The sequence below is a fragment of the Mycobacterium sp. SM3041 genome (assembly GCF_039668335.1).
Taxonomy (GTDB): domain Bacteria; phylum Actinomycetota; class Actinomycetes; order Mycobacteriales; family Mycobacteriaceae; genus Mycobacterium.
Genome location: NZ_JAYXBQ010000080.1, coordinates 119,553 through 131,457 on the forward strand (window position 1 = coordinate 119,553; position 11,905 = coordinate 131,457).

Here is an 11,905-nt window from a genome sequence, read left to right on the forward strand (position 1 = left end):
CCGCCTGCCGAGCGCAGGCGAAGGCAGCAGCTTGATCGTCGGGGATTCGGTCAGCGCGTGTTGAGCGGAAGGTGGTCGGGTGCGGTCGGAATCAAAGGGCCTGCTGAAGAAAGTCTGGATACCGCTCGTCCTGGTGGCCGTATTGGCGGTGTCGGGCCTCGTGGTGTCCCGCCTGCACGCGAAGTTCGGGTCGGAGAACCTCAACGCGCATGCCGGCGCAGGCGTCGAGATCGTCCAGTTCAACCCCAAGGTCCTGGTATACGAGGTCTATGGGCCGCCGGGAAGTTCGGCAGAGATCAGCTATTTCGATCCCGACGCCAACGTGCACTCGGTGAGCGCCGCGCTGCCCTGGTCCGTCACCCTGTCCACCACGCTGCCGACCGTCAGCGCAAACCTGATGGCGCGCAGCGACAGTGAGCAGAGCAGCGACCACATCGGCTGCCGGGTCACGGTGAACGGGACGGTCCGCGAGGAGCAGTCCGCCGATGGCGTCAACGCCCAGACCTACTGCCTGGTGAAGTCCGCATGACCGAAACACTTGAGACACAGCACAAGACGGCGGAGAAGCGGCCGAAGTTCGCCCATGCGCTGCGCATCCTGTCGGTGCCGATCATCCTGTTCTGGGTCGCGATCGCCGTCCTGGTGAACGTGATCGCGCCGCCGCTGGAGGTCGTCGGCGAGCTGCATGCCGCACCGATGGCGCCCGAGGACGCACCGTCGATGCACGCCATGAAGTTGATGGGCGCGAACTTCAAGGAGTTCAACTCCAACAGCACCATCATGATCGTCGTCGAGGGCAAGGAACCGCTGGGTCCGGACGCCCACAAGTACTACGACGAGATCATCCGCAAACTGCAGCAGGATCCCGAGCACATCCAGCACATCCAGGATTTCTGGGGTGACACGCTGACCGCAGCCGGTGCACAGAGCGCCGACGGCAAGGCGTCCTACGTGATGATCAACCTCGCCGGCGAGCAGGGCATGACGCTCGCCAACGAAGGTGTCGACGCCGTCCGCAAGGTCATCGAGGAGACGAAGGCGCCGCCGGGGGTGCAGGCGCATGTCGCCGGTCCCGCCGCGCTGACCGACGACATGCACGTCATCGGCAACGCGAGCCTAGTCATGATCACCCTGATCACCCTGGCCGCGATCGCGGGCATGCTGCTGGTGGTCTACCGCTCGGTGCGGACCACGCTGGTCCAGCTGTTCCTGACGTTCCTGGCGCTGCTGACCGCGCGCGGCGTGGTGTCGGTCCTGGCGACCCACGACGTGTTCGGGCTGACGACCTTCGCGGGCAACATCCTGACGATGCTGGCCATCGCCGCGGCCACCGACTACGGCATCTTCATCTTCGGGCGGTACCGCGAGGACCGCGGCATCGGACTGGACCGGGACGACTCGTACTACGCGACGTTCAAGTCCGTCGCACCCGTCATCGTGGGTTCCGGCCTGACCATCGCCGGCGCGACGTACTGCCTGAGTTTCTGCCGTCTGCCGTACTTCACGACGATGGGCGCACCGGTCGCGATCGGCATGCTCGTCGTGGTGGCGATCTCGGTGACGCTCGGCCCGGCCGTGCTGTACCTCGGCAGCCGCGTCGGGATGTACGAGTCCAAGCGACCGCCGCAGAGCCGCTTCTGGCGCCGCATCGGGACGGCCGTCGTGCGTTGGCCCGCACCGATTCTGGTGGCCAGCCTGTTCGTCGTGCTGGTCGGCATCGTCGCCATCCCCGGCTACAAACCGGCCTACAACGACCGCTATTACCTGCCCGAGGACGCGCCGGTGAACGTCGGCTTCGCCGCCGCGGACCGGCACTTCACGCAGGCCCGCATGAACCCCGACATCCTGATGGTCGAGTCGACGCACGACATGCGCAATCCCGCAGACATGCTGGTGCTCAACAAGATCGCGAGCAACGTGATGCACACCGACGGCATCGCCATGGTGCAGAGCATCACGCGGCCGCTGGGAATTCCCATCCAGCACAGCTCGATTCCGTTCCAGACGAGCGTCTCGGGCCAGACCAGCAACATGAACCTGCCGTTCCAGCGCAAGCAGCTGGAGGACCAGCTCCGGATGGTCGACGCCACCAACGTGTCGATCAGCATCCTCGAGAAGCAGTACGCGCTGTCGCTCGAGCAGACCAAGCTGACACAGGACTCGGCCCGTAAGTCGCAGGCGCTCCTCGAGGTCACCGAGGAGATGCGCAACAACATCGCCAACTTCGATGACCAGTTCCGGCCGATGCGCAACTACTTCTACTGGGAACCGCACTGCTTCGACATCCCGATGTGCGCGGCGATGCGGTCGGTGTTCGACTCCCTGGACGGCATCGATGAGCTGACCGACCGGACCGGCGACGTCCAGGTCAACACCGACAAGCTGGCCGACCTGGCACCGAAGCTGACGGCGCTGCTCCCCCAGACCATCGCGTCGATGAAGACCAGCCGTGACCTGTCGCTGGCGTCGTACAACTCGCAGAAGGCCCTCATCGACCAGATGCAGGCCATGAACGACACCGCGTTGTCGATGGGTGCCGCCTTCGACGGCGCCAAGAACGACGACCTGTTCTACCTACCGCCCGAGGCCTTCCAGAACCCGGACTTCCAGCGCGGCCTGAAGATGTTCATGTCGCCGGACGGCAAGTCCGCGCGCATGTTCATCACCCACCAGACCGACCCCGCGACGGTCGACGGCATCAACCGCGTCGAAGCCGAACGCAAGGCCGCCCAGGACGCCCTGAAGATGTCGTCGCTGTCGGACGCCAAGATCTACCTCGGCGGCGTCGCGGCGACCTACAAGGACATGGCCGACGGCGCCCGCTACGACCTGATGATCGCCGTGGTGTCATCGCTGACGCTGATCTTCATGATCATGCTCATCCTGACGCGCAGCGCGGTCGCGGCCCTGACGATCGTCGGCACGGCAGGCAGTTCCATCGCCGCGTCGTTCGGCATCTCGGTGCTGTTGTGGCAGGACCTGTTCGGGATTCAGGTGCAGTGGCTGGTCATGCTGATGTCGGTCATCATCCTGCTGGCGGTCGGCTCGGACTACAACCTGCTGCTGGTCTCCCGGTTCCAGGACGAGATCCACGCCGGCCTCAAGACCGGCATCATCCGGTCCATGGCCGGCACCGGCGGTGTCGTCACCTCGGCCGGGCTGGTGTTCGCAGCCACCATGGCCGGCATGATGGCCAGCAAGCTCATCGTGCTGGCACAGATGGGTTCGACGATCGCCATCGGTCTGCTGATCGACACCTTCATCGTGCGGTCACTGCTCATGCCGTCGATCGCGGTGCTGCTGGGCCGCTGGTTCTGGTGGCCGCAGGTGGTGCACCCGCGCGGTAAGTACAACACCGAGAGGTTCGTGCCGAAGGCGTTCCAGCAGCCCGCTCAGCAGGAGACGGTGTCGGCGGGCGCGGCCGGGCGCTCCGGCTTCGTCGACGACACCCCGACCGACAGTTACCCGACCAGCACGGCGTAGCGCGGTTTGATGACGTCGTCGATGATGGCCAGTCGCTCGTCGAACGGGATGAAGGCCGACTTCATGGCGTTGATGGTGAACCGCTGCAGGTCGGTCCAGCCGTAGCCGAACTCGTTCACGAGGAGCGCCATCTCCTGCGTCATGGTGGTGTCGCTCATCAGGCGGTTGTCGGTGTTCACGGTGACGCGGAAGCGGAGCCGCGCCAGCTGGTCGAACGGATGCTCGGCGATGCTGGCCGCGGCGCCGGTCTGCACGTTGCTGCTCGGGCACATCTCCAGCGGAATTCGCTTGTCCCGCACGATGTTCGCCACCCGACCCAAGTGAAAGGTGCCGTCCGGCCCCTCCTCGATGTCGTCGACGATGCGGACGCCGTGGCCCAGCCGGTCGGCGCCACAGAACGCGATGGCCTCGTGGATGGACGGCAGGCCGAAGGCCTCACCGGCGTGAATCGTGAACCGCGCGTTGTTGCCCCGCATGTACTCGAAGGCATCGAGGTGGCGGGTCGGAGGGTAGCCGGCCTCGGCACCGGCGATGTCGAAGCCGACCACACCCCGGTCGCGGAACCGGATGGCCAACTCAGCGATCTCGCGAGACCGGGCAGCGTGCCGCATGGCGGTGACCAGACAGCGGACCGTCGTCACCTGCCCGGCCGCGGCCGCCGCCTTCTCGCCGTCCGCGAACCCGGCCAGCACCGCGTCCACGACCTCGTCCAGCACCAGACCGCCGTCGATGTGCAGTTCGGGCGCGAACCGCACCTCGGCGTAGACGACGTTGTCGGCGGCCAGATCCTCGACGCATTCGTACGCGACGCGGTACAGCGCATCGGTGGTCTGCATGACGCCGACGGTGTGCGCGAACGGCTCCAGATACCGGACGAGCGATCCGCTGTGCGCCTGGGTGCGGAACCACTTCGCGAGCTCGTCGACGTCCATGGTGGGCAGGTCGCCATAGCCGCTCTGTTCGGCCAGCTCCACCACCGTGGCGGGACGCAGCCCGCCGTCGAGGTGATCGTGCAACAGCGCTTTCGGTGCCTGCTTGATCTGATCCAGCGTCAGGGTGGTCATCTGTCCATCTTGCGCCGGATCGTCGCTTTTAGCCCGCCGGCTCGTCCGCCAGCAGCAGCCGCGTCCGGAACAGATCCAGCACCTGGTCCAGCGCCGCCCGGGTGGCCTGGCCCGGCTCGTCGATCAGGTGCTCGGTGACCACCGAGTGCGGCGCGAGGCGCGCATCCGGGTTGGCGTCGGCGTCCTCGAGTTCGACGGCGATGAAGGCGTCACCCAGCTGCTCGCGCAGGAAGTCGAAACGCTCTGCCGGCACCAGCTTGTCGCTCTTGAACCGCATGCCGATGACGTTGAGGCCCGCGGCGCACCGGCCCTTGACGACCTCCAGGTCGGCCGGCGAGATGTCGATGTTGCGGCGCTGCTTGGCGGTCAGGCCCAACGGCATCGACGGCTGGGACAGCACCGGCGCCAGGATGACGTCGTCGGTGGCCATCGCCAGGGCGTAGCCGCCGGTGAAGCACATGCCGATGGCGCCGACGCCGGGGCCACCGCAGCGCTTGTGTTCGGCACGGGCCAACGCGCGCAACCAATCGACCACCGGCGACGTCTTTCCGGTCGCGAGGATGGTGAACTCCTTGCTGATGCACGACGGCAGCGCCGACCCCATGGCCTTGAGCGCCGCCAGGTTGCTGGCGTTCGGATCCAGGCCGGGGATGCCGAACAGGTGCGGCAGCACGGCGGTACAACCCAGGTCGGCGACCTTGCGGGCGAAGTCGAGAACCTTGGGCGTGATGCCTGGTATCTCGGCGATCACGATGACGGCCGGACCGGTGCCCTTCCGAAAGACCGTGCGGGTCGTGCCATCGTGGGTGAACTCGGTGCGCTCGAAGTCGCGGAGGTCATCGTCAGCCATGCGGACGACCCTAGTGGCGGGCGGAGTCGCTGACCACCGTTGGTTTCGCGGCTATTCGACGCGGTCGAGCACCACGGGACGCTGCGGCGGTGCCGCGTCGTCCACCGACCACCCGCCGTCGAGCTCGGCAAGCGCTGACGGCAACCGCTCGGGAGTCTCGGTGTACAGCGTGAACAGGGTCTCACCGGCCGCGACGGGCTCGCCGCTGCGCCGGTGGAGGTACAGCCCCGCCCCGGCCTGCACCGGGTCTCCAGGCTGGGCCCGTCCCGCGCCGAGCCGCCACACCGCCATCGCCACCGCCATGGCGTCGACGTCGCCCATCACCCCGCTTCGCGAAGCCACGACCGTCTCGGTGTGCGTCCCCATCGGCAGGGGCGCCTCGGGATCGCCACCCTGTGCGGCGATCAGTTGCCGGAAGCAGTCCATCGCGGTGCCGTCGGCCAGGGTCTGGGCGGGGTCGACGCCGTCGAGGCCGGCCACGTCGAGCATCTCGCGCGCCAGGGCGATGGTCAGTGCGACGACGTCGTCCGGGCCGCCGCCGGCCAGGACGTCCAGCGACTCGGCGACCTCGATCGCGTTCCCGACCGCGCGACCGAGCGGCCGGTCCATGTCGGTGAGCAAGGCCCGTGTCGGGACGCCGTAGGCCGTGCCGAGGTCGACCATGGTGCGCGCCAGCTCACGCGACTCGGCCTCGGTCTTGAGGAACGCACCGCGACCGACCTTGACGTCCAGCACCAGCGAGCGGGCGCCCTCGGCCAGTTTCTTGCTCATGATCGAGCTGGCGATGAGCGGTAGCGACTCCGTCGTGCCCGTGACGTCGCGCAGGGCGTAGATCTTGCGGTCGGCAGGCGCCAGGTCCCCGGCCGCGAAGATCGCCGCGCCGATACCGGAAAGCTGTTGGCGGATAGCGTCTTTCGACAGCTCGGCGGTGAACCCGGGGATCGCTTCCAGCTTGTCCAACGTGCCGCCGGTGTGCCCGAGGCCACGGCCGGCGGCCTGTGGGACGGCGCCACCGCAGGCCAGGACGACGGGCACCAGCGGGATGGTGATCTTGTCGCCGACGCCGCCGGTGGAGTGCTTGTCGACCAGCGCGAGCGGCCGGCCGTCGCGCCGCAGGTCGGTGAAATCGAAGCGCTCCCCCGAGTCGACCATGGCCGCCGTCCAGCGGGTGATCTCGGCCGGCGTCATGCCGCGCAGGAAGATCGCCATCAACAAGGCCGACATCTGCGCGTCGGCGACGCGCCCATGGGTATAGCCGTCGATCACCCAGTCGATCGCGGCGTCGGACAGCACACCGCCGTCGCGTTTGGTGCGAATGACTGTCGGCGCATCGAACGGCATCGCTGGGATCCTCCTGCCGGGGCCTCGGTCGACCCCATCGAAACTGGTTACCGGCGGGTAATCAGAAGTGTTGCACCGCTTGGCGTTACCGGCGGTTCAGGTCATCCGGCCCGAAGGCGTCGGGCAATAGTTCGGCCAGTGGCCGCGGACCCGATGCGTGATCGATCAACATGGCCGGCCCACCGTGCTCGAGCAGCACCTGCCGGCAGCGTCCACACGGCATCAACACGGCCCCCGAACCGTCCACACACGCCAGCGCGAGCAGCCGTCCGCCACCGCTGGAATGTAGGGCGCAGACCACACCACACTCCGCGCAGAGGCCAAGGCCATATGAGACATTTTCCACATTGCAGCCCACCACGATTCGGCCGTCGTCGACCAGCGCTGCCGCCCCCACCGGGAAGTTCGAGTAGGGCGCATAGGCACCCCGAGAAACAGCTATTGCCTTGTCGCGCAACAGTTTCCAGTCAATTTCCGGCATCGCCGACACCCCGTTCCCGGCACCCCGATATTGACTCGAGGACCGACCCGACCACCAAGTAAGTTAATGTAGGCAAACCTAATTTCCGGCGCGGGTTGCCCATTCCCCCCACACGCTAGTTCTGACTGTGCGCAAATTGGGATTAGAGTCGCCCCGAGGTTTGGGCTCGGCACGCGAAAAAGTTGCTGCCGGGTCACGCGTCCACCGACGGCGTTGGAGGTCGAAATGAGTACAGCGGCAGCCGCGGAATCCGCCATACCCGCGCCGCGTTCAGCACAGAAACGACGGAGCCTGTATCGCGGCGACCCGGGCATGTGGTCCTGGGTGCTACACCGCATCACCGGTGCCACCATCTTCTTCTTCTTGCTGGTCCACGTTCTGGACACGGCTCTGGTCCGGGTCAGCCCCGAGGCCTACAACGAGGTGATCAACACCTACAAGACGCCGATCATCGGGTTCATGGAGATGGGCCTGGTCGCGGCGGTGCTCTACCACGCCCTCAACGGCGTGCGAGTCATTCTGATCGACTTCTGGCAGCAGGGACCCAAGTACCAGCGGGTCATGCTGTGGACCATCCTGGCCATCTGGATCGCGGTCGTCATCGCCGCAGTTGGGGTAGAGGGCATGCACATGGTTGAGCACTACGGGTGGCTCAAGTGACCACGCACACTGATTCCGGCGCCGCCGAGGCGCGCCGCGGGGGCCGCCCGGCCCCGGTCATGGAGCGCGAGCACGACCGCCCCGCCGCCCTCGATCACCCGCGCGCTCCCCGGCGCGCCCGTGGCATCCCGTACTTCGAGAAGTACGCCTGGCTGTTCATGCGCTTCTCCGGCGCCGCGCTGGTGCTGCTCGCCCTCGGTCACCTGTTCATCGGGCTGATCTGGCAGAACGGCGTCTACCGCATCGACTTCAACTACGTCGCGCAGCGCTGGGCCTCGCCGTTCTGGCAGATCTGGGACATGGCCCTGCTGTGGCTGGCGCTGGTGCACGGCGCCAACGGCATGCGCACCATCATCGGTGACTACGCCCGCAAGAACACCACCAAGTTCTGGCTGAACTCGATTCTGCTGCTGGCCACCGGATTCACCCTGGTGCTGGGCAGCTACGTGCTCGTCACCTTCGACGCGAACATCAAATAGGGGCTCGCAGGATGATTCAGGAACATCGCTACGACGTCGTCATCGTCGGTGCCGGTGGCGCGGGTATGCGCGCGGCCGTGGAAGCCGGCCCGCGCGTGCGCACCGCCGTGCTGACCAAGCTGTACCCGACGCGTTCGCACACCGGTGCCGCGCAGGGCGGCATGTGTGCCGCACTCGCCAACGTCGAGGACGACAACTGGGAGTGGCACACCTTCGACACCGTCAAGGGTGGCGACTACCTCGCTGACCAGGACGCCGTCGAGGTCATGTGCAAGGAAGCCATCGACGCCGTGCTGGACCTCGAGAAGATGGGCATGCCGTTCAACCGGACGCCCGAGGGCCGCATCGACCAGCGTCGCTTCGGCGGTCACACCCGTGACCACGGCAAGGCCCCGGTCCGCCGCGCCTGCTACGCCGCCGACCGCACCGGCCACATGATCCTGCAGACGCTGTACCAAAACTGCGTCAAGCACGACGTCCAGTTCTTCAACGAGTTCTACGCGCTCGACGTGGTCCTCACCGAGACCCCCGGCGGCCCCGTCGCCACCGGCGTCATCGCCTACGAGCTGGCCACCGGCGACATCCACATCTTCCACGCTAAGGCGATCGTCTTCGCCACCGGCGGCTCGGGCCGGATGTACAAGACGACCTCCAACGCCCACACCCTCACCGGTGACGGCCTGGGCATCATCTTCCGCAAGGGACTTCCCTTGGAGGACATGGAGTTCCACCAGTTCCACCCGACAGGCCTGGCCGGCCTCGGCATCCTGATCTCGGAAGCCGTGCGTGGTGAAGGTGGGCGTCTGCTCAACGCCGAAGGCGAGCGCTTCATGGAGCGCTACGCCCCCACCATCGTCGACCTCGCGCCGCGTGACATCGTGGCCCGCTCGATGGTGCTGGAGGTGCTCGAGGGCCGCGGCGCCGGACCCAACAAGGACTACGTCTACATCGACGTGCGTCACCTCGGCGAAGAGGTGCTGGAGGCCAAGCTTCCGGACATCACCGAATTCGCCCGCACCTACCTGGGCGTCGACCCCGTCACCGAACTGGTGCCGGTGTACCCGACCTGCCACTACGTCATGGGCGGCATCCCGACCACGATCAACGGCCAGGTGCTGCGGGACAACGTCAACATCGTGCCGGGCCTGTACGCCGCCGGTGAGTGCGCCTGCGTCTCGGTGCACGGCGCCAACCGCCTGGGCACCAACTCGCTGCTCGACATCAACGTGTTCGGCCGTCGCGCCGGCATCGCGGCCGCCGAGTACGCGCAGAACCACAACTACGTCGAGCTGCCGGACAACCCGGCCGACATGGTCGTGGGCTGGGTCGGCGACATCCTGTCCGACCACGGCAACGAGCGCGTCGCCGACATCCGCACCGCGCTGCAGCAGTCGATGGACAACAACGCCGCCGTGTTCCGCACCGAGGAGACCCTCAAGCAGGCGTTGACGGACATCCACGCGCTGAAGGAGCGGTACAGCCGAATCACGGTGCACGACAAGGGCAAGCGCTACAACAGCGACCTGCTCGAGGCCATCGAGCTGGGCTTCCTGCTCGAACTGGCCGAGGTCACCGTCGTCGGTGCGCTGAACCGCAAGGAATCGCGTGGCGGCCACGCCCGCGAGGACTACCCGGACCGCGACGACACCAACTACATGCGCCACACCATGGCCTACAAGCAGGGCGCCGACCTCCTGTCCGACATCCGGCTGGACTACAAGCCTGTCGTCCAGACCCGGTACGAGCCGATGGAACGGAAGTACTGACATGAGTGCACCCGTATTGGACAAGCCCGAAGCCGGCGACCCGCCGCTGCCCCCGGTGCCCGAAGGCGCCGTCATGGTCACGCTGAAGATCGCCCGGTTCAACCCGGAGAACCCGGACGCCGCCGGCTTCCAGAGCTTCCGCGTGCCCTGCCTGCCCAGCGACCGGTTGCTGAACCTGCTGCTGTACGTGAAGGGCTACCTCGACGGCACGCTGACGTTCCGCCGGTCCTGCGCGCACGGCGTGTGTGGCTCGGACGCCATGCGCATCAACGGTGTGAACCGGCTGGCCTGCAAGGTCCTCATGCGCGACCTGCTGCCGAAGAAGCCCGGCAAGGACCTGACCATCACCATCGAGCCCATCCGCGGCCTGCCCGTGGAGAAGGACCTCGTGGTGGACATGGAGCCGTTCTTCGACGCCTACCGCGCCGTGAAGCCGTTCCTCATCACGTCGGGCAACCCCCCGACCCGTGAGCGCATCCAGTCGCAGACCGACCGCGCCCGCTTCGACGACACCACCAAGTGCATCCTGTGCGCCTGCTGCACCACCTCGTGCCCGGTGTACTGGAGCGAGGGTTCGTACTTCGGCCCCGCCGCGATCGTCAACGCGCACCGGTTCATCTTCGACTCGCGTGACGAGGCCGCCGCCGAGCGCCTCGACATCCTCAACGAGGTCGACGGTGTGTGGCGCTGCCGCACCACCTTCAACTGCACCGAGGCCTGCCCGCGCGGCATCCAGGTGACCAAGGCGATCCAGGAAGTCAAGCGCGCCTTGATGTTTGCCCGCTAGGGCATTTTGCGTCGAACGTGAAGAAGATCGCGAGAATTCACCCGAATCTCGCGACCTTCTTCACGTTGGGCACCCAGCAGCGCGCAGAGCAGCCCACACCCGCTCGATGACCGTGCGAGGGCGGTAGTTCAGCAGGTTGGCGCCGACCCGCACAATTCGCCACCCCAGATCCCGGTATTCGACGTCCTGGTCGATATCCCGCGTCCGTTGGTTCGGGTCGGTCCAATGCTGAATGCCGTCGTACTGGACGCCGACCTTCCAACGCCGCCAACCCATATCGATACGCCCCACCAGTTCCCCGTATTCGCCGAACACCTCGATCTGTGTGTCGGTGGGCCGTATGCCCGCCTCTGTCAGCAACAGCCGAGTTCGGGTCTCCTGGGGCGACTCGCACCATAGTCGGCCAATTCGAGCACCCGACGTAGCTGGACCAATCCCCGCATTCCCCGATGGGCGTCGATAAGCGCCTGCACCTCAACGAGTTTCAAATCGCAAGCCTGAAGTAGTGCATCCACCCTGATGACTGCTTTGGTCAGCCCCTTGCGGCGGCCGAGATCGAACGCGGTCCGAGCCGGATTGGTAGACCTGACGCCGCGGAGTTCACAGATTTCGTCGGGATCGAGTGCATCACTGTGCAACAGCACGCCTGCGGCCTTGTGCCTGCTGGGCTGGTTGATCTCGGCGGGTTCGTCGGCGCCGATCCACTTCGATCCATGCAAGGCCGCGGCCGACAGCCCCGCGACAACACCACGCCGCCCTGACCACAACCAGACGCCGACGGCCTTATCGGCCGGTGTCATCACAGCGCCACGAGGGATGTACACGTCGCGGTGGATCATGTCGTGCCGCGTATCCAGGTCGTACCGGCTCACCAATCCCGCCGCCAACGCCTCTGAGCCCCGAAAGGGCCAATTGCCCGCCATGCGTATTGGACGCTGACGGCCACCGGCCGGTTCCATGCCCCGCCCAACGTGAAGTAGATCGCGAGAATCCG

The 11,905-nt window shown here is 66.5% G+C and carries 11 protein-coding genes and 1 pseudogene; 6 read left to right on the forward strand and 6 right to left on the reverse strand.

Translation table 11 applies throughout. The features are described from left to right. Window positions 1-79 precede the first annotated feature (79 nt). Together VXD91_RS29260 and VXD91_RS29265 are read left to right on the forward strand one after the other, a co-directional pair. Window positions 80-529, forward strand: coding sequence for an MmpS family transport accessory protein (locus VXD91_RS29260; RefSeq protein ID WP_318986374.1), 450 nt, complete (start codon window positions 80-82; stop codon window positions 527-529). Then, the gene (locus VXD91_RS29265) at window positions 526-3,483 is read left to right on the forward strand and encodes an MMPL family transporter (RefSeq protein ID WP_346417042.1); all 2,958 of its coding nucleotides are present in this window, start codon (window positions 526-528) and stop codon (window positions 3,481-3,483) included. The genes VXD91_RS29260 and VXD91_RS29265 overlap by 4 nt, the downstream gene beginning before the upstream one ends. Here VXD91_RS29265 and VXD91_RS29270 read toward each other — a convergent pair. The 4 genes from VXD91_RS29270 to VXD91_RS29285 form a co-directional block, all read right to left on the reverse strand. Next, entirely contained in the window at window positions 3,462-4,547 is a 1,086-nt protein-coding gene (locus VXD91_RS29270) for an adenosine deaminase (RefSeq protein ID WP_020102806.1), read from the reverse strand. The genes VXD91_RS29265 and VXD91_RS29270 overlap by 22 nt on opposite strands. A 28-nt stretch (window positions 4,548-4,575) precedes the next feature. After that, window positions 4,576-5,397, reverse strand: coding sequence for a dienelactone hydrolase family protein (locus tag VXD91_RS29275; RefSeq protein WP_212806673.1), 822 nt, complete (start codon window positions 5,395-5,397; stop codon window positions 4,576-4,578). A gap of 51 nt (window positions 5,398-5,448) precedes the next feature. Further along, window positions 5,449-6,738 carry a thymidine phosphorylase gene (locus tag VXD91_RS29280; RefSeq protein WP_212806675.1) on the reverse strand — a complete coding sequence of 430 codons (1,290 nt, stop codon included), beginning with the start codon at window positions 6,736-6,738 and terminating at the stop codon, window positions 5,449-5,451. Between the two features lie 85 nt (window positions 6,739-6,823). Next, window positions 6,824-7,219: a cytidine deaminase gene (locus tag VXD91_RS29285; RefSeq protein ID WP_346417043.1), complete on the reverse strand. Its 396-nt coding sequence runs from the start codon at window positions 7,217-7,219 to the stop codon at window positions 6,824-6,826. A gap of 225 nt (window positions 7,220-7,444) precedes the next feature. On the opposite strand from VXD91_RS29285, the gene sdhC reads away from it, so the two are divergent. From sdhC to VXD91_RS29305, 4 genes are read left to right on the forward strand one after another with little or no spacing between them, the layout of a single operon-like run. Further along, window positions 7,445-7,879, forward strand: coding sequence for a succinate dehydrogenase, cytochrome b556 subunit (gene sdhC, locus VXD91_RS29290; protein WP_212806679.1), 435 nt, complete (start codon window positions 7,445-7,447; stop codon window positions 7,877-7,879). 59 nt (window positions 7,880-7,938) lie between these two features. Beyond that, window positions 7,939-8,358, forward strand: coding sequence for a succinate dehydrogenase hydrophobic membrane anchor subunit (locus tag VXD91_RS29295; RefSeq protein ID WP_061002042.1), 420 nt, complete (start codon window positions 7,939-7,941; stop codon window positions 8,356-8,358). 11 nt (window positions 8,359-8,369) lie between these two features. Further along, a complete protein-coding gene (gene sdhA / locus VXD91_RS29300; RefSeq protein WP_212806680.1) occupies window positions 8,370-10,124 on the forward strand; it encodes a succinate dehydrogenase flavoprotein subunit in 1,755 nt (584 codons plus the stop codon). A 1-nt stretch (window position 10,125) separates the two neighbouring features. Next, window positions 10,126-10,911, forward strand: coding sequence for a succinate dehydrogenase iron-sulfur subunit (locus tag VXD91_RS29305; RefSeq protein ID WP_020102797.1), 786 nt, complete (start codon window positions 10,126-10,128; stop codon window positions 10,909-10,911). Between the two features lie 60 nt (window positions 10,912-10,971). Here VXD91_RS29305 and VXD91_RS29310 read toward each other — a convergent pair whose 3' ends face one another. Together VXD91_RS29310 and VXD91_RS29315 are read right to left on the reverse strand one after the other, a co-directional pair. After that, window positions 10,972-11,271, reverse strand: a complete 300-nt coding sequence (locus VXD91_RS29310) for a hypothetical protein (protein ID WP_346417044.1) — start codon at window positions 11,269-11,271, stop codon at window positions 10,972-10,974. Next, a pseudogene (locus VXD91_RS29315) lies at window positions 11,265-11,905 on the reverse strand (hypothetical protein); the annotation flags it as partial. The pseudogene VXD91_RS29315 and the gene VXD91_RS29310, both read right to left, overlap by 7 nt.

Excerpts from the sequence above, each read along its gene's own strand:
- VXD91_RS29275 (WP_212806673.1), bottom strand. The coding sequence starts at position 5,397 with ATGGCTGACGATGACCTCCGCGACTTCGAGCGCACCGAGTTCACCCAC.
- VXD91_RS29265 (WP_346417042.1), top strand. The coding sequence starts at position 526 with ATGACCGAAACACTTGAGACACAGCACAAGACGGCGGAGAAGCGGCCG.
- sdhA (WP_212806680.1), top strand. The coding sequence starts at position 8,370 with ATGATTCAGGAACATCGCTACGACGTCGTCATCGTCGGTGCCGGTGGC.
- VXD91_RS29280 (WP_212806675.1), bottom strand. The coding sequence starts at position 6,738 with ATGCCGTTCGATGCGCCGACAGTCATTCGCACCAAACGCGACGGCGGT.
- VXD91_RS29285 (WP_346417043.1), bottom strand. The coding sequence starts at position 7,219 with ATGCCGGAAATTGACTGGAAACTGTTGCGCGACAAGGCAATAGCTGTT.
- sdhC (WP_212806679.1), top strand. The coding sequence starts at position 7,445 with ATGAGTACAGCGGCAGCCGCGGAATCCGCCATACCCGCGCCGCGTTCA.
- VXD91_RS29295 (WP_061002042.1), top strand. The coding sequence starts at position 7,939 with ATGGAGCGCGAGCACGACCGCCCCGCCGCCCTCGATCACCCGCGCGCT.
- VXD91_RS29305 (WP_020102797.1), top strand. The coding sequence starts at position 10,126 with ATGAGTGCACCCGTATTGGACAAGCCCGAAGCCGGCGACCCGCCGCTG.
- VXD91_RS29270 (WP_020102806.1), bottom strand. The coding sequence starts at position 4,547 with ATGACCACCCTGACGCTGGATCAGATCAAGCAGGCACCGAAAGCGCTG.